Consider the following 25,877-nt stretch of genomic DNA (forward strand, 5'->3'; position numbering starts at 1 on the left):
ATTACAATTCCCTATATAACAATGATTTAAATAGGTTGCAAAAAATGTACCGATGGTATATGCTATTGTCTATGCAAACACATTGTTTACAAATTTGTGAACAATTAAGGGGGAAACACAGTATGGAAAAAAACTTTCAAGCGCCCGATAAACCGCCGTACGGTATACTCGCGGTATTGATTGTCGGAGCTTTTATCGCATTTTTAAATAATACATTACTGAATATCGCCTTGCCATCCATTATGATTGATCTAAAGGTGGAAGCGACAACAGTTCAGTGGCTGACGACAGGGTTCATGCTTGTCAGCGGGATTATGATTCCGCTAAGTGCTTATCTAATTCAAAAATATTCAGTCAGAAGATTATTCTTAACGGCAATGGGCTTATTTACAGCAGGTACAATCCTGGCAGGTGCCGCTCATGTTTTTCCGCTTTTATTAGGAGGCCGGATGATACAGGCATCTGGCACTGCGATCATGATGCCTCTATTGATGAACGTTATGCTTGTAAGCTTTCCAATTGAAAAACGTGGAACTGCAATGGGAGTTTTCGGCTTGGTGTTAATGTTTGCACCTGCAATCGGTCCGACACTTTCAGGCTGGCTGATTGAGCATTACGACTGGAGAATGCTTTTTCATTTTGTAACACCAATCGCGGCTATAGTGCTATTACTCGGCTTCTTTATGCTTAAAGATAAAAAAGACAAAATCCATATGCGTCTTGATATTATTTCGCTTTCACTATCCAGTATTGGTTTCGGCGGCCTGCTGTATGGGTTCAGTTCCGCAGGATCCAAAGGATGGGATAGCCCCCATGTATATCTGACATTGATAATTGGTACGGTATCTCTGGTCATATTTATTCTTCGTCAATTAAGACAGGATAATCCAATGCTTAACTTCAGGATCTATAAGTATCCTATGTTTGCCTTATCCTCCGTCATATCGATGATTGTCACCATGGCAATGTTCTCCGGTATGCTGTTACTGCCAATTTACGTGCAAACCATCCGGGGAATTTCTCCTTTGGATGCTGGTTTGATGCTATTGCCAGGAGCAATCGCTATGGCCATCATGTCTCCTGTAACAGGACGGTTATTTGATAAATTTGGCGGACGCGCTTTGGCAATCATTGGTTTAACGATCACTCTTGTAACTAGTTATTATTTCAGCAAGCTTTCAATGGAAACAACGTATACCCAGCTGATCATTTTATACACAGTCCGTATGTTCGGGATGTCAATGGTTAATATGCCTGTGAGTACAAATGGTCTTAACGAGCTGCCGGCCCGTTATTATCCACATGGTACAGCGATGAACAACACAATGCAGCAAGTTTCTGGTGCGATAGGAACAGCATTGCTGGTTACGGTTATGTCGATGCGCGCTGAAACCTATGGAAAAGAACTAGCGGCTTCCGCTCTTAAAGAGGCTGCAGCTGCCGGGAAAGCCGTTACTCCTGCTGTCAAAGCGGAAATGGAACAGCAAATTGCGATGCAAGCTATGCTGCACGGAATTAATGACGCATTTTATGTCACAGTGTTTCTATCAGCGCTTGCATTGGTACTTGCTTTCTTTATCAAACGGGCAACCCAGGCAGAAGATACGATAGGGAGAAAGGCTCCTGCAAAAAAACACTCTCATAAATTGGCCAATAATTAGGAACAACCCCCTGACAACAGGGGGTTGTTTAGTATAATAAAGGAAAAAAGGAATGAAAAGAAAGGATTGTTATGATGGAAAAAACACCTGCAATGCTGGCGCAGCAACAGCTTGATGCCTACAATAACCAGGACCTGGAGGAATTTTTATCAGTGTATAGCGAAGATGTGAAAATTATGGAGTTCCCAACAAACACCATTACTACATGTGGGATAGAAGAGATGAGGAATCGCTATGGAAAGCTTTTCAAGGAACATCCAAACAATCATGCTGAATTATTAGCCAGAATTGTCCATGATAATAAGGTGGTTGATCATGAGCTGGTCACAGGAAGAGAGAACAGCGAACCAAAAAAAGCTGTTGCCATTTATGAAGTGATAAACGGAAAGATAGCAAAGGTATGGTTTTTATAATTACATATTACGATAACAAATTTTTATGCAAGACCAGCCCCAAAGTTATAAAGGGGCTGGCTTTTTTGTTACTGTTTAAAAACTGGCAATTGATTTTGTAATGCATTTGACTGCTGCTGGTACTGGATTGGCTGTTGCATGGCAGTCTGGAATCCATATGGGGAGGCAGTATTGCCAGATAATTCATTCGCCATCTGATTGCAAAGATTTACGACTTCCTGACAGCGATTAATTGCAAGGTCATGATTATGCAGGCTTAGCTCAATGGTTTGAGCTGCCTGTTTTTCACGCTGGAGCAGTTGTTCAAGTATCTGGATATTCTGCTGTTCCTGCTGAAGCATCATGCGGTATTGCTGGCTCCCTTGCTGTGTCTGCTGAATTAATTGCTGTGCAATCTGTCGTGTTTGGTTTACCTGCTGCAATCCATGTTGAGTTGTATGCATTTTATGACCTCCCATTGGATTTCTGGTGGAAACAATGTTCCTGCATTAGTTTAACTCATGATTAAGGAAATAAACTGTTAAACCAGACCAATTCCGGGACTGTAATCCGATTATATTTTTGCATGGCAGTGGGAGCCTAACAGTTACAATCCCAAAAGATTTTGATCTCAGGGGATTGTTATCAGTTCCAAAATCAGATGAGCATGGAGTTAACATCGACAATGCAAAAAAAGTGGTGAGAAAAATGGAAGGTGTTAATAAAATAATCTCGATAGAACATCAGGAAATACCCGAAGCAATAAACGGGATGACATACACAAAGAATTTTCGTTCTGCAACTGCAGAAGAGTGGTATATATTTGTGCCGGGTTTTAAGGATCCTTTCAGCGGGGGAGCTGCTGGCAAGGCAATTATCCATTACAATCTATTCGGCAACAAAGATGTTTTTATTAACACAACTGTGATATTTGATGATCCAGACCTGCATAAGGAAGTCCATCATAAGCTTGTCTATGGACTTGCAGAAGAAATTGTTAACCGGCTGGTCGGGTACGCAGACACGCTGCTATCGGTGCATTCCGGCATGAATTCTTATCAAGCAGAATATAAGTCATGATTTTAAAGGAGGTGGCTTAAAGTATGAACAGAGATAGGGAACAAGTGGACTATGAGAATGGAATGGCGCATTTATTTGGACTCGATGAGGAAACAAGTTTACAGTCAGTGAATTTTGCTTCAACGGAAAATCCCCTTTTAAATGAGCATTATCAAGAAGTGTTGCAAAAATAAAGAAAGCCAGGCCATATGCCTAGCTTAATTTTCGCGGTTTGCCAATACGGCATCCGCTTTATGCTGTTGTTGGAATTGTTCCAGCATCTGACTTGAAATGGCGGTATTGCCTAAAGGATTCGGATGAACCCCATCACTAGAAAGGTATTGCAGGTTTTTGCTGTTAATTACATTCGTCGTTTGTACTACAATGGAAGAAGAAGTTTCTTTGGCTGTTTCATAAATCAATAAGTTCCATTTTGGAAGCAGCTTATCCGCCAAAGAATAAAATTGATGATCAGTTGGCATAGGATTGTATAACTCAAGAAATACAATTGTCGCTGAAGGATTCAATACACCAATTCTTGCCGTTATTTCAGAAAGATTAGTCGAAAATCCTTCCTGCAGACTGTCGAAGGACTTAAGAGCACTGTAAATATCACTCTTCTTAACGAGTGTAAGGATGTCATTCCCTCCAACGTTCACGGTTATAAGATCTGCTTCCTTAATCGCCTCATCAAAAATCCCATCCTGTACGAGCCTATTCAACCGATCGCTGGTGATTCCTATGATCCCTTCGTTGTGGGAAATGACTTGTTTGCCAGTTTCAATACCCAATTGGCTCGAAAATTGACTAATAAAATTTTCTTCTTCAGTAATTCGATAACCTCGTATAATAGAATCTCCAAGAGCCAGGTGGTTGATTGTACTGTCAGGTGATGTACGGTAATAATCTATATAAGTAAGCTTATTCGTTTTTTCTGTCACAGGAGCACTTTCTTGTTTCATTTTTTCCAGTTGATATTGGGGGTAATAAAACCAGGCAGAAATGGACAGGGCTGAAACCAGAGTTATAAGCAAAGTGTATTTTATGATTTTCATGATGGTTCACTCCTCGATATATTTCTATTGTATCAAGGATTTGGAACAAAATAATTAGGGGGGTATTTCCATTTTTAAAATAATATTAATATTTAATCATTCGTAAAAATTTCCTGCTAATAGACAGGATTTTGTTATACTAAAACAAGACTGTTTTTTGATTTTGCTTGCATTTTTGCAGGACTGCGCATACTTGCACTCAATCTATAGCGAAAAGAGTCTTATATCATACTATATTCGAGGAGTACACAGATGTACCAGACTTATTCGACAAAAGAAAAAATAAAGCAGATTTTTGTCATGTTAATTCCTATATTGATCACCCAATTAGGTATGTTTTCCATGGTCTTTTTCAATACCATTATGTCAGGAAAATATAACTCTTCAGATCTTGCTGGCGTAGCTATCGGATCTTCAATCTGGAGTCCAGTCTTTACAGGGCTTAGTGGAATTCTGCTTGCGGTATCACCGATTGCCGCTCAGCGATTTGGTGAAAAGAAGGGTAAGGAAGTTTCATCCATCCTTACCCATGGAATTTATTTGGCTTTGATTATTGCAATAGTAGTGATCATATTAGGAGTATTCCTGCTAAATCCTATTCTAAATACCATGAATCTGCCTGAAAGTGTACATAAAACGGCATATCAATATTTGACAGGCTTGGGTTACGGCATTATTCCATTATTTATCTTTAATGTCCTAAGGTCCTTTATATATGCGCTTGGTAAAACGAGGGTGGTGATGTATATCCTGCTCATGTCTTTGCCAATCAACTTTTTCTTGAATTATGTACTGATTTTTGGGTATTGGGGCTTTCCCGAACTTGGAGGGGCCGGTGCTGGATATGCAACATCGATTACATATTACCTGATTGCAGCAATGACAGCCGGAGTCATTATAAAACAACAGCCATTCTCCGAGTTTGTAGGTCTGGAATACTTCAAGGAATTTTCAGGGGAGCAAGTGAAGGAGATTTTAAAAATAGGTGTTCCTATGGGCTTGTCTATCTTCTTTGAAACGAGTATGTTTGCTGTTGTCACAATTTTGATCAGTAAGTTTAATATCACAACGATTGCAGCCTATCAGTCAGCTTTAAATATAGTATCATTTCTCTATATGATCCCAATGAGTATTTCAATGGCGTTAACAGTACTTGTTGGGTTTGAGGTGGGGGCGCGCCGTTATAAGGATGCTAAAATCTACAGCTGGCTTGGGATTTATTTAGGTGCTGTAATTGCGATTGGCGCAGGTTTGCTAGTCGTGTTATTCCGATATAAGGTGGCAGGTTTTTATTCAAATGAACCAGCTGTTATTGTGTTAACTGGGCAATTTTTGGTTTACGCTTTATTCTTTATGATTTCAGATGCCATTCAAGCAACGGCACTTGCTGCATTGCGCGGTTATAAAGACGTAAACTTATCATTTATTATCACTTTGATTGCCTACTGGCTCATCTGTCTTCCGGTTGGTTACTTGCTAGCCCACAATACAGGGCTTGGAGCGTCAGGATATTGGGTGGGCCTAACGATCGGATTGCTGGGGGCTGGTATATCCTTATCAGCAAGATTGATTTTTATTCAAAAACGGAGATTCCGAGAAAATATCGCTGAGGCAGTATAAAAGAATGGGATTCCTTCTGGAATCCCATTCTTTTATCCAATTTTTTGGAATATCCAAAGGAATTCCTCATTCTTTTACGGAATAATTAATAGTAGGAGGTGTATTTATAAATGGCATATTTACAAGTAGCTATTGAAAATTTCCAGAATATAAAGAAACAAGCAGAAACGGCGATGTCTCAGCTGAATAGGGAGCAGCTGCATTATTCACCAAATGAAGAATCAAACAGTATTGCCATCATTGCCAAGCATATGAGCGGTAACCTAAAATCCAGGTTCCGTGACTTTTTGACATCTGATGGTGAAAAACCAGATCGGGACAGAGATGGTGAATTCGAGGGAAGCTTCCAAACCATTCAAGAATTAATGGATTTTTGGAATGAAGGGTGGTCAGTCCTGTTTGATACACTTACAAAACTAACGGAACAGGATTTGAATAAAACGGTTTATATACGAAGCGAGCCACATAATGTCTTAGAAGCCATTCAGCGTCAAATAGCCCACCAGTCCAGCCATTCGGGACAAATTGTTTACCTGGCGAAGATGATTAAAAATCAAGAATGGAAATCACTCAGCATACCTAGAGGTTTGTCACGGCAGTATAACGAAACAATGAACAAACAGTCGAAATAAAAAAAGAGACCAGTGATGGTCTCTCAGGCTGTCGAGAAACTCTCGACAGCCTATATTTTTCATTAATAACTTCATCAATTCACCGCGTTAATTTGTTATAATATTAGTAATACTACTGAGGATGGTGGATTGGATGTTCAGACCTAGAAGAGATTCACAAAATGAAGCTGAATTTGTTTTCATTGAAGACTTGGTCCCTGAGGACCACTTTCTACGAAAGGTTGATAAGTACATAGATTTTTCTTTTATCGAGAAAAAAGTCCGTCCATTTTATTCTGAGAATAACGGTCGCCCTTCGGACCCTATTATGCTTTTTAAGATGATGTTCATTGGTTATTTTTATGGCATTCGTTCTGAACGACAATTAGAACGGGAAGTTCAGATGAATGTTGCCTACAGGTGGTTCCTGGGTTTAAAGCTGAATGATCCAGTACTAGATCATTCGACAATCAGTTGGAATCGACGAAAACGTTTTAAGGATACGAACATCTTTCAAGAGATCTTTGATGAAATTGTCCTTCTGGCCATTAATCATAAAATGGTGGGTGGAAGGGTGTTATTTACTGACTCCACTCACCTTAAAGCCAATGCAAATAAACACAAATTTACTCGTGAAGAAATCGAAATCGAGACTAGGGAATACATAGAAGAACTCAATAAAGCTGTTGATGAAGATAGAACAAACCACGGAAAAAAGCACTAAAAGAAAGAGAGGAGGTGACAGAGACCAAGGAAATTCGAAAAAGTACAACCGATCCTGATTGTGGCTTCATGTCCAGAGATAATAAGCAGGAAATGTTCTGTTATCTGGACCACCGAACAACAGATATGAAGTTTAATATCATAACAGATGCCTATGTAACACCTGGAAATGTCCATGACTCTGTCCCTTACCTTTCTAGATTGGATCGTCAAATTGATCGTTTTGGATTTAAAGTAGAAGCTGTGGCGCTCGACTCAGGATATTTAACAAATCCAATTTGTAAAGGTCTACACGACCGAAGTATTTTTGGTGTAATTGCCCATCGGAGATATCAGCCAACAAAAGGTCTTTTCCCAAAATGGAAGTTTACATATGACAAAGAACAAGACATCTATACTTGTCCTAATGACCAAGAGTTGGTTTACCGCACCACAACAAGAGATGGATACCGTGAATATAAGTCCGACTCTAAAAAATGTTCAGAATGCCCACTCCTGAAGGAGTGCACAAGATCAAAAAATAAACAAAAGGTCATAACTCGTCATGTGTGGGAGGACTTCAAGGAAAAGGTCCGCCTAAACAGACTCTCCCTCTCCGGAAAAATGCTTTATAAATATAGAAAAGAAAAAGTCGAGCGAAGCTTCGCAGATTCGAAAGAACTGCATGGGCTTCGCTATTGCCGGTTGCGGGGCTTACACAATGCGAGTGAGCAGGTGTTACTCACCGCAGCGTGTCAGAATATAAAAAAGATCGCCACACACCTAGCCAAGCTAGGATAATGGTGGCGATCAGTCGTTTCCTAACTCAAAAGGTGAATATGTCCATAAAAAAGAAAGTTACCCAATAAAAAAAAGCTTGTGGAAGAAAAAAATAGTACCTTTCTCCACAAGCTGAGAGACCAGTGATGGTCTCTTTTAGGTAGTCGATGTGCGCTTTCCTGCCCTGTATTTCGTCCATTGGAACCGGATGAAACAGCCGATACAGAATCCAAGGATGGCTATAAACGCTGCGAGTGCAACCATAATTGTAAAAAAGTAACCTATAGCTGTATATCCAGCCGCAAACGAAACAAGGCCTCCTGCTAAACAAATAACGGCAATTTTTTGATTGAATTGTTGTTGCTCCCAGTCTTCAGGTATATATTTTGACGGATCTTTTTTCAAAAAATGTCTTGCTGCCCTCATTACGGGATTATAACCGAACATCAATCCTGACAATCCTGCTGCTAAAGGTACACTCAATATCCATTCAAAACCTGTGAACCAGGCAGTAATCACACTAATAACAATGAACCACTGATTTGTCCTAACCAACGGCTGAGGAATCGAGCGTAATTCATTAGTCAAATTTAATCCGACCTTTCTTATTGGTTTATATGTATTTTACCGTGTTTTCTTTGAAATGTTAAGGGGCAGGTATAAAATTTATCTATGTTTTTGAAATATGGAAAAGTATTCCTGAATATAATGGAATGCCGTTTAAAATATATATAGAAAAGATGGGGGAAAGTATGGGTCATTTTTTTAAGGGTGTATGGATTTTGTTAATAGCTGTTTTTATTGGATTGGCTGGTTGTACACAGCAAAGTTCGGAGAAAGTCGAATCTAAAAATAGCGGAGCTCAACAAACGGAGCAAAATGAGGACGAGAAAGCCAAGGAAGAAACGGAACAAGCGGATAAGAAACCCGAAGAGATTAAACCAATAGTGATTGATGTCATTGAGCCAACCTCCCAGGAGGTAGTCCGGTCCATTACACCAGTTGAAATGGGTTATGGGACTGATGATGTTCATTACAAATCAGAATTGGAGAAATTGGCTGGTGAACTGGCTCGCGGGACAGAAACTGCACCAGGATTTGACAGACGGATGATTCCGGATAAGCTCGGTCCTGATGGCCAGGTAATAAAAGGGAGTCCGCTGATCATTTTGGAGGAAGCGGAACTGGTTGAAAACATCCTCAAAGCTTCGGAAAAAGGGGGAACTGTCGAGTTGCCACTCTATGTAACGGCGAGCGGGTATGAAACCAACGATGCAGCCAATCTTGATGAAGTGGTTGTAGGTAAATATACTACTTATTTTAATCCTGCTGTTGCAGGCAGAACAAAGAATATTGAACTTTCTGCTCAAGCAATTAATAATGTCATTCTGGGAGTGGGGGATATCTTTTCATTCAATACAACTGTTGGTCCAAGTGATGAGGCCCATGGATATCAGCCAGCAGAGGAAATAGTGAATAAAAAAGTCGTCATGGGTATTGGAGGAGGTATTTGCCAGACTTCTTCAACATTATTTAATGCAGTGGATGGTCTCGGTGTGGGTTATGTGGAAAAGCATCATCATTCCCTTTCAGTAGGATATGTGCCAAAAGGAAGGGATGCAACAGTTTCTTATGGAGGCAAGGATTTTAGGTTTGAAAACACCACAGGTGTTCCATTATTGCTAAAAGCAATTGTCGGTAAAGGCAGCCTCACTGTAGAAATAAGAACTTCAAAAGAATATGAAACTCAAATAAAAAAAGGAATTTAAAGTCTTAAAAATAATCCGCCATAAGGCGGAGAAACAATCATACGTGTGGTGAATGTTTCCAAATATACTTTCCCTTATTATTGAATTAAGGATAAGGGAGGCGTTCGCAATGCATATGAATTATTTGGCGCTGCAATATATTTGGAATTCAAAGCAGGAGGAAATGCAGAGAAGAGCAATCTTCAAAGAAACGTATAAATTATATCCGCAAATGCACGGCTTTAAATGGCTGAAGGAATTGAAGAGGGAAAATGGTTTAAAATAGATTTACACCAGAAAACAGCGGCTGAGATAGCCGCTGTTTTCTATAAATATTAATTTTTAGATTTTTAGGAGGTCCGTTTCTTTTCATTTACATTTACCAGCAGTCCACGCTTAATCCAATAATTTAGGTGATCAACAGGAAAGACACTTCGATTTTCTGCATTATTCATTTTTATTATCACACTATTGTCTGTAACCTCTATAACCTTCAACCGATTTGAGTTGTATATATTTGGCATAAATCCATTTTTAATTTCAAACTCCATATTATTTCTATATTCCACAAAATACCCTCCAGGATTTCTTTATGGATATAACATTTACCAAATTCAGTTTAATTATCCATTTCTGTTAAAACAAATCTATTTTTTTAAATGCAATTTTAAAAGATACCAACAAAAAAGCAAGAGGAGATCACCTCCTCTTGCAAAACTTCTAATTCTTCAATACATTGAAATACCTGGCTTCCGGATGTGAGAATACAATGGCCGTTACCGAAGCTTCGGGTTCCATCATGCAGCCTTCGGTCAATTGTATGCCGATTTCCTCTGGCTTGAGGAGGTTGAACAGCTTCTTTTGATCTTCCAAATCTGGACAGGCAGGGTATCCGAAGGAAAAACGCTGACCCTGGTATTTAGCCGCAAATCGATCCTTCATTGTCATTTCCGGTGTGTCTGGAAATCCCCAGCGATCTCGTATTTGGCGATGAAGCAACTCTGCAAAACCTTCGGCAGTTTCAAGAGCAAGGGCTTGAAGGGCGTGACTTTCCAGGAATTCACCTTTGCTTTTCAGCTTTTCTGCAGCCTGTCGGATTCCTGATCCTGCGGTTACCGCGAACATCGCTACATAATCCTTTTTTCCGTCTGTAACAGGGCGTACGTAATCTGCGAGACAAAGACCAGGAGAAACCTCCTGGCGTGGGAACTCAAAGGTTTCAATGATCTGGTCCTGTTGCTCAGGGTTGAAAATATGCAGTTTATCCCCATCCGACTGGGCAGGGAAGAACTGATAGACGGCGGCAGGCTTGATCCAATCGTTTGCTTTTGCTTCTCTTATCAGAGATTGCACAACCTCATGCAGCTTGATTGCCTTTTCATTTGATTCAGCCAGCAATTTTTCTACTTTTCCTTTCAGTCCAAGGTGATGTCCTAACAGCATCTGCTGGTTGATATAGGGCTCGATGTGTGAAAGGGAGTATGATTTTACGAGATGCCTATTCAGATCCTGCGGTATAAATATAGGTGCCTTTGCAATAGCTTTTGGGCGATCCAGAACAGCGGTAGCTGATTTTCTCCCTGGCACTTGGAAGTCTTGCTTGCTCAATATTGTATCCTGCTTTTCCTTTTGTTCCCTCACAAATTGTTCATAGCCTCCAGGTTCACGCAGTTGGTTCGCAATAGAAAGGCCATTCATGGCATCTTTCGCATAAAGGACCAATCCATCATATTCTTGTGCGATTTTTGTATCCGTGAACTTCCTTGAAAGGGCAGCGCCTCCGACGAGTATAGGAAGGTCTATGCCTGCTTGCTTCATATCATGTGCGGTTAATACCATTTGCTGTGCAGATTTTACAAGCAGACCCGAAAGACCGACTATGTCTGGCTTTTCCTTTTTAATTGCCTCAATCAGGGCAGTAGGTGCAACTTTGATCCCAAGGTCGATGACATTATATCCATTGTTGCTCAGGATGATATCAACAAGGTTCTTTCCAATATCATGAACATCGCCTTTTACTGTAGCCAGAAGGACTTTTCCCTTTGCAGCGGTTGAATCATTCTTCTCCATATGCGGCTCAAGATAAGAGACTGCAGCTTTCATCACCTCTGCACTCTGTAGGACTTCAGCAACAATCAATTGATTGTCATTGAACAGTCTGCCCACTTCTTTCATCCCGTCCATTAATGGACCGTTAATAATATCGAGCGGGGCAGGGAAAGCACCCAGGGCTATCTCCAGGTCGGGGAGCAGGCCTTCCTTCGTACCTTCTACAACATAATAGGCCAGCCTTTCTTCCAGAGTAAGGTCGGGCAGGGCGCTTTTTGTTTCTTTCTTTTTATCCCGATAAAAATCAGTGAATACTGCAAGTGTCGAATCTGTTGTGTTAAATAACAACTCCTCAGCCATCCTAACTTCTTCAGGACTTATTGAAGCAAAACGCTCGAGCTTTTCAGTATTCACAATTGCATAGTCAAGACCAGCCTGAGTGCAGTGATAAAGAAAAACAGAGTTCAATACTTCTCGACCCACGGGAGGCAAACCAAAGGAAACATTGCTAATTCCCAGGATAGTCTGTGTCTCCGGAAAAGTTTCCTTGATCATCCTGATACCGTCGACTGTAGCTTTTGCTGAACCTATATATTGCTCATCCCCGGTGCCGACAGGGAAGACGAGCGGATCAAAAATCAAATCCTGTGCTGGCACCTTATATTTATTGACAAGCAGATCATATGAGCGCTGGGCTATCTCCAGCTTCCTCTCTGCCGTAACACCCATACCTTCTTCATCAATCGTGCCGACTACTACTGCAGCACCATATTTGTGAATCAATTCAGCGACAGACTCAAAGCGTTCTTCTCCATCTTCCAGATTGATGGAATTAATAATCGCCTTACCCTGTGAAAAGCTTAGGGCTTTTTCAATGACTGCATCATCAGTTGAATCAATCACAAGCGGAACCTTCACCTTTTTAACAACTTCCTTAATGAACACTTCCATATCACTCAGTTCATCTCTGTCCGGGTCAGCCAGGCAAATATCGATGACATGGGCCCCATTTTTAACTTGAGCTCTTCCAATTTCTGCTGCTTCTTCTATTTTCCCTTCGGAAATCAACCGCTTGAATTTTCGTGATCCGATGACATTCGTCCGTTCGCCAACCATGATCGGCCTTAATGTTGGATCATCATAAATAAAAGGTTCAATACCAGATACCATATGAAAATTATTTTTTTCTGTCAGCCTTGGCTGGCGTTCCTTCATTCTTTCCGAAATCGCCTTAATATGTGCTGGAGTAGTACCGCAGCAGCCACCCACGATATTAAGCCACCCTTGTTTGGCAAAATCGGAAAGCTTTTGCGCAAGTGTATCGGGTGTCTCATGATATTGACCTTCCTCATCCGGCAGCCCAGCATTAGGATAACAGCTGACAGCAGAATGGGAGAGGGAGGAAAGAGAGCGCAGGTGTTCTTGCATGAATTCCGGACCTGTTGCACAGTTCAGGCCAATGGCGATCGGATTCATATGCTGAACTGAAATATAGAAAGCTTCAATGGATTGGCCGGCAAGTGTGGTTCCCATTGGTTCGATTGTGGCAGAAATCATTAGCGGCAGTTCTGTTCCGCTTTGTTTGAAAGCTCGCTGGATACCAGTATAGGCTGCTTTAACATTCAGCAGATCCTGGCTTGTTTCAAGCAGCAGCATATCGACTTTGCCATCTATCAGCCCGAGGGCCTGTTCTTCGTAAGCATTCGACATTTGATCGAAAGTAGCACCGCCGGTTACACTCAATGTTTTAGTCGTTGGTCCCATTGATCCAGCGACAAAACGGGGTTGTGAAGGGGAGGCTGCCTCATCTGCGGCTTTCCTGGCAATCAGGGCAGCTTCCTTATTGATTTCATATGCTTTGTGGCCTATACCGTATTCCTCCAAGACTAAACTAGTCGCGCCGAAGGTATTTGTTTCTACAATGTCTGCGCCTGCAAGAAAATATTCGCGATGTATATTTTCAATCACGTCTGGTGCAGTAAGATTCAAAATTTCATTACAGCCATCAAATTCTTCACCGCCAAAAACATCCGGTGAAAGATTGGCCTGCTGGAGCATCGTTCCCATAGCCCCATCCATAATCAGGATTTTTTTCTTCATCTGCTCAGTTAACAAGGTTGACATTTTGTTTCCTCCTCTGTAGAAGGCTGCTGTATTCTTTTGCATAGCATGATAGCTCGACACTCATCTCATAATTCATGAAAGGTGTAATTAAATAGATACCATTGAATAACTCTGCAGCAGCCTCAATCAAGCCTTTTGTGATAGCTATGCCTTCCTTCTTGGACTGAAGCGGTTCATTATTGAATTTCGCCATGATATCAAGGATTTCCTGTGAAATCTTGATTCCGGGAACTTCATTATGAAGGAATTCAGCATTCCTGCTGCTAGTCAGTGGCATGAGCCCTATATAAACAGGCGTATTGAGATGTTTTGTTGCTTCATGAACATCCAGAAGCATCTTTTCTGAATAAACCGGCTGGGTAATAAAGTAATCGGCTCCGGCACGAATTTTCTTTTCCATCCTCATGACAGCCTTGTCGAGGGAGCGAACATTCGGATTAAAAGCTGCACCGATAGAAAAAGCGCCCTTCTGGCCCAAATCCTTACCCGAGTACGAGAGGCCTGAGTTGAATTGTTTGATCATCTCGATTAATTCGAAGGAAGATACATCAAAAACTGAAGAGGCTCCAGGAAAATCCCCAACACGAGCAGGGTCGCCTGTCACTGCTAAGACATCATGAAGGCCAAGTGTGTGCAGGCCCATTAAATGTGACTGAAGACCAATAATATTCCGGTCCCGGCATGTCAGGTGCACCAGCGGGCGCATGCCGATTTTTTCTTTGACAAGATGGCCGATAGCTGCATTGGATATTCTTGGTGAAGCTAGAGAATTATCCGCCAGAGTCAGAGCGTCTATTCCAGATTCTTTTAAGGCCTTCGCTCCTTCAAAAAATCTTGTCGTGTCTAGCTTTCGCGGAGAGTCCAGCTCGACAATGACAGAAGGCCGTTCTTTTACTACTTCCTGAAGCGGGGCTTCTTGCCTTTTAATATCAACAGGAGAAACGACTACCCTGGCTCTTTTTACAGCCTTTTTCTTTTCTGTAACTGGCTGCAGTCCCTTTAATTCGTCAGCAAATGCTTTGATATGTTCAGGTGTTGTTCCGCAACAGCCCCCGATAAGCCTGACTCCCTGGTCCCGGAAGCTGTGGGCGGCTTTTTTGAAATATTCGGGGTCTCCCTCATAATGGAACTTTCCATCGGTATAGGCTGGGAGCCCAGCATTTGGGTACGCAGAAAGGAAGGGCTTTGATGGAAGCTCGATCTGCTCCAGGCTCGAAATCATATGGTGCGGTCCAAGTCTGCAGTTAAGTCCTACAATATCAGCACCGAAGTCTTCTAGTCTATTGAAAACCACCTGAAGAGGGGTCTGGTCCTGCATAATTCCAATTTCCTGAAGTGAAACCTGGGCGATTATCGGCAAATCTGTTTCCTTTCTAGCGATTTCGAGAACTGTTTCTATTTCTTCCATATCATAAAAAGTTTCTAGCAAGAGCCCGTCAACCCCTTCAAGAAGAAGGCAATAGAGCTGCTCCCTGAAGCTTCGTTTAATTTCTTCAATCGGAATTGCAGAAGGCCTGATGCCGCGATTGCCGCCAATTGTTCCAAGGACATAAGCTTCATTTCCTGCAGCCAGACGAGCGAGCCGAACTGCGGCGCTATTAATTTCCTTCACGTGGTCTTCAAGTCCATATCTTTCTAGTTTTATATAATTGGCTGCATATGTATTCGTCTGGATCAGGTCAGCACCAGCAGCTATATACGCCTTATGGATCCTTTCTATGGCATCAGGCTGTGAAATACTTAATTCTTCGAAGCATGTGCCAGCTCCATAGGAATGGAGGAGAGTACCGATTGCACCATCTGCAATTAAAATTTCATTTTCCAATCTTTTCAGGAAACTCATCTTACACACTCCCCATTAACAGCTTGTTTTTCTATACCATGCAGTGCCTTCTGGAAGTCCGTTATCAAGTCATCGGCATTTTCAAGGCCCACTGAAAGCCGGAGGAGGCCATCGCTAATGCCGCGGAGCTTGCGTTCTTCCACCGGCATTGCTGCATGTGACATTTTTGCTGGGTAAGAGAGGATGGACTCTACCGCCCCAAGGCTGACTGCAAATATAGGTAATTTCACCCGATGGATAAACGCCGGGAGGAGATCCGGATTTTCAAACTCGAATGAAAGAACAGCTCCTGGACCACCTGCCTGCTTAGCATGAAGGCTAAATTGAGGGTGGCTATCCAAACCAGGATAAAATACGTTTTTAATCGAAGGCTGTTTCTTTAGGAAATCTGCAATCCTTCCTGCGCTCTCTTGTGATTGCTTCATTCTTACAGATAAAGTCTTTATTCCTCTCATAACAAGCCAGGCATCCTGAACACCAAGGATCGCGCCAAACGAATTCTGGAGGGAATATAGTCTGTCTGCCAGGTATTCATCCTTCACTACAGCAAGACCAGCTACAGTATCACTGTGGCCGGATAGAAACTTTGTTGCACTATGAAGCACTATATCTGCTCCAAGATCAAGCGGCCGCTGCAAGAGGGGAGTCATGAACGTATTATCGACAAAAGTATAAGCTCCGTGGTTTTTAGCAATCTTGCTGATTGCATGTACGTCGGTTACCTTCAGCAGCGGGTTACTTGGTGTCTCTGCATACAGAAGTGCAGTGTTTGGGCGTATGGCCCGTTCCACGGCCTCCAGATCAGTCATATCCACAAATGTATGTTCAATCCCGAATCTGTTCAGAACCTGTGTAACCATCCGATATGTACCTCCATACACATCCTCGGTGATTACTACATGATCCCCTTTTGAAAGGAGCAAGAACGCAGTGGAGATGGCTGCCATCCCGGAAGAAAAAGCAAAACCCCGAACTCCGCCTTCGAGTTCAGCGATGATATCCTCAAGGGCCTCCCTGGTTGGATTAAGGCTGCGGCTGTAATCATATTTTCCGAAATGATCCGTGGAAGTCTGGTGGAAAGTAGAAGCATGCTGGATCGGAACACTCACTCCGCCAGTCGCCGGATCTATTTTGTAGTTGTTATGGAGCAGGCTTGTTTCAAAGGTGTATTGGTGACTCATATGACTCCTGCCTCCTCATGGGCCTTTTTAAAAGCCGTTTCAAGATCAACGATTAAGTCTTCATAATCTTCAATTCCAACAGAGAATCGCAGCAGACGGTCACAAACACCTATTTGTTCACGAACCTCAACAGGAATATCTGCATGTGTTTGTGTGGCCGGGTAGGTGATGAAACTCTCCACTCCGCCAAGGCTTTCGGCAAAAGTGATAGTGGAAAGATTCTTTAAAAATGGATTCACCATTGCTGGAGACTGGACTCTGAAGGAAATCATTCCGCCTCTGCCTGGATAAAGGACGTCTTTCACAGCATAATGACCTTGCAAATATTCAACCAGCGCCCTGGCATTTCGTTCATGGCGCTCCATCCTTAATGACAGGGTCTTCATGCCTCTGATAAGAAGCCAGGAGTCGAACGGACTAAGTACAGCTCCGCCTCCATTATGGTGAAGGGAGAGTGATTTACAAATGCTATCGCCTCTGGCCACTATCAGCCCTGCCAGGACATCATTGTGCCCGCCAAGATATTTGGTGGCACTATGGACAACAATATCAGCACCTAAAGTTAAAGGTTTTTGGAGCAGGGGAGTGTAGAAAGTATTATCCACTATCAGTAGGATCCCGTTTTCTTTGGCAATTTGGGCAATTGCCGCAATATCTGCTTGTTCCATTAAAGGGTTTGTCGGTGTTTCCACAAATAGCGCCTTTGTTTCGGGAGTGATCGCAGATTTGATCTCACTGAGACTGGACATGTCGGCATATGTACTTTTTAAGCCCCACTTTTTAAATCCTTGCTCAAGAAGTCGATATGTACCGCCATACAAATCTTTTGAAACAATCCATTCGTCCCCGTTCTGGAATAACGCAAGTATGGTCCAAATCGCCGCCATTCCAGAGCTGCAGGCAAATCCTTTATCACCTTCTTCAAGGTCAGCAATTGCTTTTTCCAGAATTTCGCGGGTAGGATTTCCTGTCCTGACGTAATCATAACCGCTTGATTCTCCAATCCCTTCATGTCGGTAAGCTGTTGTTAAATAAATAGGAGGATTTACAGCACCTGTTGCAGTTTCACTCCTGTTGCCTAGCTGTGCTAGCTTCGTATCGATATTGACCAATTTACTCACTCCTAATGATTGATAGGCATTCAGCAAAGATTGTTTTCTTTTAATCTTCTAAAATAAAAACAAAAAAAGCCTTCTTAAGAAGAAGACTTTTGCAGTATCAGCCATTCTTCTTATCTGCCAAGTTTTTTAAAACTTGCTGGAATTAGCACCTTTTCAACAAAGTTGATGGTTGCTGAAGCTTCATCGGGCCAGGACCCTCAGCTTCTCTGGATAAGATTTCATAAAATAGAATTATTAAATTTCTCTAAATATTACAGCTCTTATTAATGAATGTCAATCATTTTATTAATGCGTTAAAGTAAATATGAAAAAATCTTCGCAGAGACTATTCGATATACGAAGAAGGGGAAAAGGGGAGGCAACTTTGATTATAAGGGCTTAATTGGCGCCTTATTAACAGGAATACTCATCAATAAAGGTCACGAAGACAAATTATTGGCACCATAAAATTAAGTATTCGATCAAAAGAGGCGTTCAACATGTTCAATCAAATCCAACCATGCAGAAAAATAAAAAAGACCGGCTCATCTAAATGATAGCCAGTCTAGTGAAACATGAATCTATTAATATATTCCTACAGCATCAAAAGCCTTATTGACTGCTGCTGCCTCAGCGGAGGTTGCTCCATAAAGGTCTTTAGCAGCTTGTACAGCCCCTGCTCTTGCCTGGCTGAAGTTCGTTGAAGTGGTGTAATATACAGTGTTTGCACGATAGAAAATCGCACCCATTTTATCTGTTCCTACTCCTGTGACTGAAACTCCATAATGTGAGCCGCCTTCACTGATAAGGTAAGCCGCTTTGTTGATGATACCACTATTTGTGTGTACCCCGCCATTGTCTGAAGTACCAGTATATCTCTTGGAGTAGTGATCTGGGTCGCCATATTTTGTTGGATCGCTCATAGAGCGAAGGGCATCACCAGCAGTTTTTGGTGTGTAGATATCTTCACCAATCTCGAAATCAGGGCTATTGTTTCCATGGAATTCAGTAAGTGTGCCGAAAATATCGGAAATTGCTTCGTTCAAGGCACCTGACTCATACTGATAGACTAGGTCAGAACTGAAGTCGGTCACAGCGTGTGTCAATTCGTGTGCCACAACATCAAGCCCGCCGGAAAGCGGAATGAACGTTGTGCCATCTCCATCACCATAAACCATTTGCTGCCCGTTCCAGAACGCATTGTTATAACTTCTGCCGTAGTGGACTGTGGATTTCAGCGCTGCACCTCTATTATCATATGAATTGCGGCTAAATGTGTTTTTATAGTAATCATAGGTAAGACCTGCATAAAAATGTGCATCAACAGCCGCTCCGTCATATGCTGCATTCAGATTATTATCTGCATCGGCCCACAGGGTGCCAGGAGTTGTCTGACGGTTCTTTGCATCATAAGTAAATACACCATTTCCGCGAGTATTGTCCTGTAAATAATAGGAGCTATTTGAAAGAAGGGTATTCAATGTCTTAAGATCACCCAGCACTCCAATACCTGACCCTACAGTATTCGTACCGCTTAAGGACGGGTTGGTTTTACCAGCAGTATCAATGGCATTATACTTATTGATAATTTCACCTGTTACCGCGTTGATAAAGTACTGGTAATTGCCTGGCTCAGGACTAAGGAAATTCAATGTTACATGGTAAGCATAAACAGCCTGTTCTTCTGTAGGATAAACCACCAATTCAGCAGAAGGAGACACTTCATAAGCTGGTTTGAAACCTAAATCTTTTTCAGCTGCTGCAATCGCATCTCTTTGTGATTTCTTATTGGAAGCTTTCACAATTTTTTGTTCCAGACCCTTATTTACTGTACCGCTGAAAACTTGAAGAACTCCTTCTTCATCCACTCTGCCAACCTGTGTAGCTCCCCAGACAGGTACTCCATTGTAGACTTGCTGCAGACGGACAACATCACCGCCAAGCTTGTCCGCTTCTTGCGATTTCACTACAAAACTATCATTAATGCTTAAATTATATTTTCCTTTTGAAGCATTTAAATAACCAAGGACAATATCCTTTGCGGCTTTCTCGGAGGCGTTTGTCAGCTTTCCGGCTACAAATTCTGGTGCTCCATGGCTCTTAGTGAACTTCTTGGATGGAGAATCTTCGTTTGGCGCTGCAAAGCCTGTAGCTGCAACCAATCCGCTAATTGCGAGACTTGCTGTTAAACCTAAGGAAACTACTTTTTTCTTCAAATGAATTCCTCCTGAAATATCGAATTCTAGCTAATAAAAATTAGTAGATGAACATAGTTATACTTCAATATTCTGAACATTACAACAATAAAGTCTAACATTGTCGAAAATCTTTATTGGGAAAATTTTCGGGGTGAAGAAACGGCTGTGAATGAGTAAAATAATGGAATTAATTCAAGAGAGAGAGGGAAATTGGCATCTAATTTAATTTAAATTAAATAGGATGATAAAAGTTTTTATTTCGCCTTTTAAGGTTATATATTTACATGGATAAAAATTGAAATGATAAGAAAACTAAAAGCATCTGTATCTTAGAAAGGGGCACGAAGAATGAGGCGGATCTTTCCCGGTTCGATTTCAGTTTATACACAGTTTGGACATTTAAAAGTCCCTAAGAATATTAGAAATGTATGTCCCGTTTGTAAAGAGAAAGTTGAATTTGTGCTCAAATCTACTTATCAGAGCAGCAAACATGGATTGATGACCGAAAGTACTTGCCCTTCGTGCAAACATAGTGTTCCTTTTATCATTATTACAAAGGAAAATGATCCGCATCCTGATGTGTACATATATGATCCTCACCGTTCAACAGATGCTTTGAGCCAGATTGACTATATTCCGGGAATGCCAGAAGAATTGGTAAGGGCTTATAAATCTGCTGTCAGCGTCCACCTGTCAAAAGAAAATACCGCGACTGCTGTATTGGCTAAACGGGTATTAGAAAATGTACTTAAAAACTTTTTGGGAGACAAAGCGAAAGGCCTGCCCCTTAACCAACAGTTCGAAATACTCCTAGAACATATTAATTTAGTCAGTCAAGTTACTTCATTAAGTCCGTTGTTGGCACCTGAAAAAACACTTCATAAAATGCTTGAGCTGGAAGCTGAGATGGATGATGAAATGTCTGAATTAGTAATGGACTTATTAGAAGATTTGATTCAATACCTCTTTGTTTTACCATGAAAGATAGAAATGACCAGAGAACAGATTCAAAAGAGACTAACCTGACTCAAAACAGCTTCTGCGTGAAGCTGTTTTTTTAAGTTCACCAGCTTTAACTATTTTGGTATAGTAGGAGGGATAAAAGGGGGAACAACAGTGAGATACATAATGAATTCAAGAATAATTTTTCCGACCCTTATGATGTTTTTTATTTTGCCAAACCTTGTATTGGCCCATAATGGCTATCGAGATGAACTTGGAGGACATTTCAGCAACGGGGATTGTATGTATCTACTTCATGAACCAACATCACTGACCAGAGAAGCATCTTCCATCGATGAATTGATCGGCCTTATTCAGCAGTATAATAATAACACTGATTGTACTGCAGGTCTGAGTAAAGAAATGATTGATTTGGGAGGCTTTGAGTTCCAGGGTGAAGGAAAGGTTACTTCAAATACAGAGGGAAAAACAATGCCAAAAACAGAAGCTTCAGGAGGCAAGTTGCAGCTCGGCAAAACCTATGAGGCGGAATTAGCTGAATGCACAGACGGCGATACTGCTGTTTTTACCATTAATGGAAAAGCTTATAAAACACGTTTCCTTTACATTGATACTCCAGAAAGCACCAGGACGAAGGAGCCATTCGGACCAGAAGCCGCCCAATATACATGTTCATTTTTAAGGCAGGGGGAAATTAAGCTGGAAACCGATGGGGGGAATCTGTTTGATAAATATGACCGTCTCCTCGCTTGGGTTTGGGTAGGAAATAAGCTTCACCAGGAAGAAATTACGAAGGCAGGACTTGTCGAAGACTTCTACGATTACGGAAGCTATAATTACGAAAACCGTATATGGTCTGCAATGGACTTTGCAAAAGAAAATGGAAAAGGAATGTATGCTGGCGTGAATCCAGCAGCAAAGTCTGAAAATGAGGCTGCTAATAAGAGAGAAGAGGGAAACAAACAAGAGGATAAACCAAAAAAGGATGTCGACAAAAACCAACAAGAGCAAGAAACGAAAGATAAAGAAATAGAAGAAGCGGACAAGAAGGAGGGGGGCATCCAGGAGGAAGGGTCCCATCAGGATGCAGGTAAACAATGTGGGTTTTTAAGCGGAGTTTTGTTCACACTATTGTTCTACCTGATTGGCCCCATAAAGAAATCACTGGGCAAGCGTACGCTGTTCTATCACAGACTGTGGAGCAAAAAATGGTGGCTTAACATCTTGCTTGGCTTAATTTATGCTTTATTATGCTACATTACCTTGCTGTTATTTCTCATAGAAGTACTTCATCTTTTCAAAAATAAGAAACGCAGACGGGGGTAATCAAAATGGGTAATCCAATAAATTCCATGAATGTGTTTATGACGGATATAAATCTTTTGAATATCTGGAAAAATATCCGTCATAGATCTTATGACGGACAATAATTCCCCGATTATCTGAAAAAGATGTCCGTCATCGAGGTGATGACGGACAAAAACCTACTGATTATCGAATGAACTGTCTGTCATTGAAGTTACGATGGACAAAAACTCACCGAATATCTAAAAAACTGTCCGTCATCGAAGATATGATGGACCAAAAACTATGTAGAATCGCAGAAATTGTCCATCAACGAAGCAATGGCCGACAAATATAATTAAAATTCCAAAAAAATGTTCGACATTTAGGCTATGATGGACAAAAATCTGGGTATTCAAAAGGATAGTTCATAATTTCTTCAAAGACTTCTTCTATGATATATAAACCGAACTCCTATTGTTTTATTTCTACAAGCTATGATCCTCAGAAGTTAGCATTTTTTCTATTTCTTCATTTGATGGTGGTAATTCTGGTTTGAGAAACTTCGTAAGTTTGTCTATTTTTTTATGTAATCTTACAACATCTGCTAGAATCAGAAGCAATAACAGAACGATTATCCAAAGCATCCATACACCCCCTCTTAATTACTAATATAAGGTAAATTAAATGGTATAGAAAGGTTGAAATGGATAAAATTTGCGCTGTCCATAGGTTTATAATACTATCTTAATGAATACATATGGTGGTGTTGCAGTGGAAATTACCAAGCATTTATTAATGAATTTATCGCTTCTTCTTGTATTATTATTTTTTACTCAGTTAATTATGGAGAGGCAAGTAAAGGAAGAAAGTCGTCAAAGGCTTCAAATAGTTTATTTCATCATATCCATCTTTACTTGTTATATTTTTTCTGTACAGGTTCAGGATGGTGTTCGATTTGACCTTCGCCAGGTACCGATGATCCTGGGAAGTTTATATGCTGGGCATAGTTTTTTGTTTGCCGGGATAACCATTTTAATGAGAAGCTTGTTAGGGTTTGATGACGGATTTTGGATATCATTCTTTATTTTTATTGTTCTTGCTTTCTTGTTTAAATGGATGCATCCATGGTTTAACAGGCTTGCAATTAACCAGAGGGTTGGTGTCTCTATTCTTTTGACTGTCATGACTTCATTCGTCTTGATGGAAATGGTCGGTGTTATCAGTCAACCGATCAGACATCCTGAAGCGTGGCTCAGCTTTATTTTGATTCCAGCATTAACAACTGGTCTAATCAGTTACTCTATTGAAACGATCAGGCAAACATTGATTATCCGCCAGAGGCTTGCAAAGGCAGATAAAATCGAGGCTGTCAGCCACCTTAGCGCAGCAATCTCCCATGAAATCCGAAATCCACTAACCACGGTGAAAGGGTTTCTGCAGTTGCTGAAAGAACAAGATTATCCTGCTGAAAAGAAGAAAGAGTTTATTCATATTGCGGTACAGGAGCTAAATCGGGCAGAAGAGGTTATCAATGATTATCTTACTTTTGCCAGGCCAGCGTTTGAGAAAGTCGAAGAAATCGACATTGAAAAGGAACTTAACCAGGTACTTAATGTACTTCATCCAATGGCTAATCTAAATGGTGTGGCAGTCAGGAAAAAGTTTACTTCAGGATTAGTGATCTTTGGGGATCCATCCAAGTTTCAGCAGGCATTCATCAACCTTATCAAAAATGGACTAGAGGCAATGCCGGATGGAGGAGAACTCACGGTCCACACTTTCCGTACAGGAAGTGTGGTCCACATTTTAGTGAGGGATACAGGAATCGGAATGACCGAAGAGCAAATTGTACGTCTTGGTGAACCATACTATACAACAAAAGGGCAGCAAGGAACAGGGCTGGGAATGATGGTCACTTTCAGCATCATTCGTGCAATGAAAGGAAAGGCAGAAATCAAAAGCGAAGTCGGTAAAGGTTCGACTTTTCATATCAGGTTCAATCATTTCGAACACTAGCCGGATTGATGTAGAGTTACTATTGTTTTTATCGCTTTCCTGAAAAATACGAAAAAAACAAGTTTTTTTCCTTATATTTGACTGTATTGACAGTAAAATCCATAGTTTGCTATATTGAAATTAGCTGATTGCACACGTATTTGGCACTTTGCAATTTGCTTGTTCAAATGTTTGAAGACGTTCGAATAAGTCATGTAAATGGAGCTAACCGTTGTGAATTTGCTGATAAAATCATGGCTTGTTTGGCCGATCTAGGAGGATTAATCACATGAAGAATGGTAAAGTTAAATGGTTCAATGCGGAAAAAGGATTTGGATTCATCGAAACTGAGGACGGAAACGATGTTTTCGTACATTATTCTGCAATCCAATCAGAAGGCTTCAAAACATTAGAAGAAGGCCAGGAAGTTTCCTTTGAAGTAGTCGAAGGGGCACGTGGACCGCAGGCAGCCAACGTTACTAAACTATAATAATTCCAAGGTAAAGCTCAGCCTAATAGGCTGGGCTTTTTATTTAAAAATGTTCCATCCTATTCGAAACCTTTCCATTATTCCAATCGTATTATCGTTAAACAATTTCGAAGGTGAGGTGGACATGGTGGGACTTTTCATAATGATATCAATTTCTGCCGTACTTTTAACAGCAATAATTTTTCTTACCGTGAACAAAACTAAAAAGAAATATTTACTGAAAGAGAACATCCCCTCAAATCTTGGATTAATTAAAGGTGTACCAGCGGACAAAATCCTTGTTAAATTGGAAGATTCAATTTCATATGAGTATACAAATCAAGTGAAAAAACGTTATTTAAGTGATCACCCTGATATTACTGAGGATGAATATGAATGGCGTTTATTTGAATTAAAAAGATATTTTCTCCTGAATTCGGTTATGAAAAGTGTGCCAATGTTTAGTCCTAAAGTAGACGCAGTCTGGCATGAAATGCTCATGTTCACGAAGCAATATGAGACTTTTTCAGAGAGCTATATGGGAGGGATGCTGCATCACACGCCAAATCTTGAATCTGACCCTGAACCACAGCAGCGTGCTTTTTTTGATTGGATATTTTCCCAGTTGTTCGAGATTACACAATACACGTGGCAAGTATGGGGAGATTTTTTCCATTATCCATTAGATGCAGGATTGTTAAGAACCATCAGTTCACTTAGTGATGAACAGCTAAAGCTGCGATATTTTAGGGTCAGTTCGGAGAATGAGTTTCTTGTTGATTATTTAATAACCCAGTTACGCTCCCAGCTGGAAAAAGCACAAGATCTCTATTTAACTAACAAAAAGGGGAAATTCGAAAGGCCAGCTATTTATGGTGATTTGTCGGGATTGAGCATGATGATGGTGTTTTATTCTTATTTTTATTTTGATGAGTATTGGAATTATGCAAAGGAATACGCCTATATGAACAATTAAATGCAACTGCCGGTTGCACCGCAGTATTTTGCGGATCAGGCAGCTTACATGATATTCATGATAA

Annotated in this window: 24 protein-coding genes and 1 riboswitch; of the genes, 14 read left to right on the forward strand and 10 right to left on the reverse strand. The window is 41.0% G+C overall.

Annotated elements, in window-relative coordinates:
- Positions 1-122 precede the first annotated feature (122 nt).
- The gene (locus B5X77_RS16170; protein ID WP_079508981.1) at positions 123-1,661 is read left to right on the forward strand and encodes a DHA2 family efflux MFS transporter permease subunit; all 1,539 of its coding nucleotides are present in this window, start codon (positions 123-125) and stop codon (positions 1,659-1,661) included.
- A 71-nt stretch (positions 1,662-1,732) separates the two neighbouring features.
- Complete coding sequence (locus tag B5X77_RS16175; protein ID WP_257391834.1) at positions 1,733-2,074, forward strand: nuclear transport factor 2 family protein; 342 nt, start codon at positions 1,733-1,735, stop codon at positions 2,072-2,074.
- Between the two features lie 68 nt (positions 2,075-2,142).
- On the opposite strand, the gene B5X77_RS16180 is transcribed toward B5X77_RS16175, so the two are convergent.
- Positions 2,143-2,517, reverse strand: coding sequence for a hypothetical protein (locus B5X77_RS16180; protein WP_079508983.1), 375 nt, complete (start codon positions 2,515-2,517; stop codon positions 2,143-2,145).
- A 244-nt stretch (positions 2,518-2,761) separates the two neighbouring features.
- Between B5X77_RS16180 and B5X77_RS16185 the strand changes: the two genes are divergently transcribed.
- A complete protein-coding gene (locus B5X77_RS16185; RefSeq protein WP_079510266.1) occupies positions 2,762-3,133 on the forward strand; it encodes a hypothetical protein in 372 nt (123 codons plus the stop codon).
- Positions 3,134-3,156: 23 nt separating this feature from the next.
- Positions 3,157-3,306, forward strand: a complete 150-nt coding sequence (locus B5X77_RS23405) for a hypothetical protein (protein ID WP_176167294.1) — start codon at positions 3,157-3,159, stop codon at positions 3,304-3,306.
- 24 nt (positions 3,307-3,330) lie between these two features.
- Here B5X77_RS23405 and B5X77_RS16190 read toward each other — a convergent pair whose 3' ends face one another.
- On the reverse strand, positions 3,331-4,167 hold the full coding sequence (locus tag B5X77_RS16190) for a GDSL-type esterase/lipase family protein (RefSeq protein ID WP_079508984.1): 837 nt from the start codon (positions 4,165-4,167) through the stop codon (positions 3,331-3,333).
- 252 nt (positions 4,168-4,419) lie between these two features.
- Between B5X77_RS16190 and B5X77_RS16195 the strand changes: the two genes are divergently transcribed.
- The 3 genes from B5X77_RS16195 (at position 4,420) to B5X77_RS16205 (ending at position 7,901) form a co-directional block, all read left to right on the forward strand.
- Positions 4,420-5,787 (forward strand): MATE family efflux transporter, encoded by a 1,368-nt coding sequence (locus B5X77_RS16195; RefSeq protein WP_079508985.1) that lies wholly within the window; start codon positions 4,420-4,422, stop codon positions 5,785-5,787.
- 110 nt (positions 5,788-5,897) lie between these two features.
- Positions 5,898-6,419, forward strand: a complete 522-nt coding sequence (locus B5X77_RS16200; protein ID WP_079508986.1) for a DUF1572 family protein — start codon at positions 5,898-5,900, stop codon at positions 6,417-6,419.
- Between the two features lie 133 nt (positions 6,420-6,552).
- A protein-coding gene (locus B5X77_RS16205; protein ID WP_139378312.1) for an IS1182 family transposase occupies positions 6,553-7,901 on the forward strand; the annotation gives its coding sequence in 2 pieces (ribosomal slippage) (positions 6,553-7,117 and positions 7,117-7,901; 1,350 coding nt in all).
- 135 nt (positions 7,902-8,036) lie between these two features.
- On the opposite strand, the gene B5X77_RS16210 is transcribed toward B5X77_RS16205, so the two are convergent.
- Positions 8,037-8,468: a DUF4395 domain-containing protein gene (locus B5X77_RS16210; RefSeq protein ID WP_079508987.1), complete on the reverse strand. Its 432-nt coding sequence runs from the start codon at positions 8,466-8,468 to the stop codon at positions 8,037-8,039.
- 164 nt (positions 8,469-8,632) lie between these two features.
- Between B5X77_RS16210 and B5X77_RS16215 the strand changes: the two genes are divergently transcribed.
- Positions 8,633-9,649 carry a VanW family protein gene (locus B5X77_RS16215; protein ID WP_079508988.1) on the forward strand — a complete coding sequence of 339 codons (1,017 nt, stop codon included), beginning with the start codon at positions 8,633-8,635 and terminating at the stop codon, positions 9,647-9,649.
- Positions 9,650-9,758: 109 nt separating this feature from the next.
- Positions 9,759-9,914, forward strand: a complete 156-nt coding sequence (locus tag B5X77_RS23410) for a hypothetical protein (RefSeq protein WP_176167349.1) — start codon at positions 9,759-9,761, stop codon at positions 9,912-9,914.
- 64 nt (positions 9,915-9,978) lie between these two features.
- Here the strand turns inward: B5X77_RS23410 and B5X77_RS16220 are convergent, their stop codons facing one another.
- From B5X77_RS16220 to B5X77_RS16245, 6 genes are all read right to left on the reverse strand, one after another.
- The gene (locus B5X77_RS16220) at positions 9,979-10,197 is read right to left on the reverse strand and encodes a hypothetical protein (RefSeq protein WP_257391835.1); all 219 of its coding nucleotides are present in this window, start codon (positions 10,195-10,197) and stop codon (positions 9,979-9,981) included.
- Between the two features lie 151 nt (positions 10,198-10,348).
- Positions 10,349-13,801 carry a methionine synthase gene (metH, locus tag B5X77_RS16225; RefSeq protein WP_079508989.1) on the reverse strand — a complete coding sequence of 1,151 codons (3,453 nt, stop codon included), beginning with the start codon at positions 13,799-13,801 and terminating at the stop codon, positions 10,349-10,351.
- Positions 13,782-15,644 carry a bifunctional homocysteine S-methyltransferase/methylenetetrahydrofolate reductase gene (locus B5X77_RS16230; RefSeq protein WP_079508990.1) on the reverse strand — a complete coding sequence of 621 codons (1,863 nt, stop codon included), beginning with the start codon at positions 15,642-15,644 and terminating at the stop codon, positions 13,782-13,784. Before B5X77_RS16230 ends, metH begins: the two co-directional genes overlap by 20 nt.
- Positions 15,641-16,825, reverse strand: a complete 1,185-nt coding sequence (gene metC / locus B5X77_RS16235; RefSeq protein WP_079508991.1) for a cystathionine beta-lyase — start codon at positions 16,823-16,825, stop codon at positions 15,641-15,643. The genes B5X77_RS16230 and metC overlap by 4 nt, the downstream gene beginning before the upstream one ends.
- Positions 16,822-17,937, reverse strand: coding sequence for a methionine biosynthesis PLP-dependent protein (locus B5X77_RS16240; RefSeq protein ID WP_079508992.1), 1,116 nt, complete (start codon positions 17,935-17,937; stop codon positions 16,822-16,824). The genes metC and B5X77_RS16240 overlap by 4 nt, the downstream gene beginning before the upstream one ends.
- Positions 17,938-18,053: 116 nt before the next feature.
- Positions 18,054-18,163, reverse strand: a riboswitch (SAM riboswitch).
- Positions 18,164-18,509: 346 nt separating this feature from the next.
- Complete coding sequence (locus B5X77_RS16245; protein WP_079508993.1) at positions 18,510-20,141, reverse strand: M4 family metallopeptidase; 1,632 nt, start codon at positions 20,139-20,141, stop codon at positions 18,510-18,512.
- A gap of 330 nt (positions 20,142-20,471) precedes the next feature.
- On the opposite strand from B5X77_RS16245, the gene B5X77_RS16250 reads away from it, so the two are divergent.
- Together B5X77_RS16250 and B5X77_RS16255 are read left to right on the forward strand one after the other, a co-directional pair.
- On the forward strand, positions 20,472-21,104 hold the full coding sequence (locus B5X77_RS16250) for a hypothetical protein (protein WP_079508994.1): 633 nt from the start codon (positions 20,472-20,474) through the stop codon (positions 21,102-21,104).
- Between the two features lie 135 nt (positions 21,105-21,239).
- Positions 21,240-22,412 carry a thermonuclease family protein gene (locus B5X77_RS16255; RefSeq protein ID WP_257391836.1) on the forward strand — a complete coding sequence of 391 codons (1,173 nt, stop codon included), beginning with the start codon at positions 21,240-21,242 and terminating at the stop codon, positions 22,410-22,412.
- Positions 22,413-22,858: 446 nt separating this feature from the next.
- Here the strand turns inward: B5X77_RS16255 and B5X77_RS23415 are convergent, their stop codons facing one another.
- Positions 22,859-23,017, reverse strand: coding sequence for a hypothetical protein (locus B5X77_RS23415; RefSeq protein ID WP_176167350.1), 159 nt, complete (start codon positions 23,015-23,017; stop codon positions 22,859-22,861).
- A 127-nt stretch (positions 23,018-23,144) separates the two neighbouring features.
- Between B5X77_RS23415 and B5X77_RS16260 the strand changes: the two genes are divergently transcribed.
- The 3 genes from B5X77_RS16260 to B5X77_RS16270 all read left to right on the forward strand — a co-directional run bounded on the left by B5X77_RS16260 (position 23,145) and on the right by B5X77_RS16270 (position 25,813).
- A complete protein-coding gene (locus tag B5X77_RS16260) occupies positions 23,145-24,389 on the forward strand; it encodes a sensor histidine kinase (RefSeq protein ID WP_176167351.1) in 1,245 nt (414 codons plus the stop codon).
- A 268-nt stretch (positions 24,390-24,657) separates the two neighbouring features.
- On the forward strand, positions 24,658-24,858 hold the full coding sequence (locus tag B5X77_RS16265; protein WP_079508996.1) for a cold-shock protein: 201 nt from the start codon (positions 24,658-24,660) through the stop codon (positions 24,856-24,858).
- Positions 24,859-25,000: 142 nt separating this feature from the next.
- Positions 25,001-25,813: a glycine-rich domain-containing protein gene (locus tag B5X77_RS16270; RefSeq protein WP_139378378.1), complete on the forward strand. Its 813-nt coding sequence runs from the start codon at positions 25,001-25,003 to the stop codon at positions 25,811-25,813.
- Positions 25,814-25,877: the final 64 nt, after the last annotated feature.

The sequence above is a fragment of the Mesobacillus jeotgali genome (genome assembly GCF_900166585.1).
Taxonomy (GTDB): Bacteria; Bacillota; Bacilli; order Bacillales; family Cytobacillaceae; genus Mesobacillus; species Mesobacillus jeotgali_A.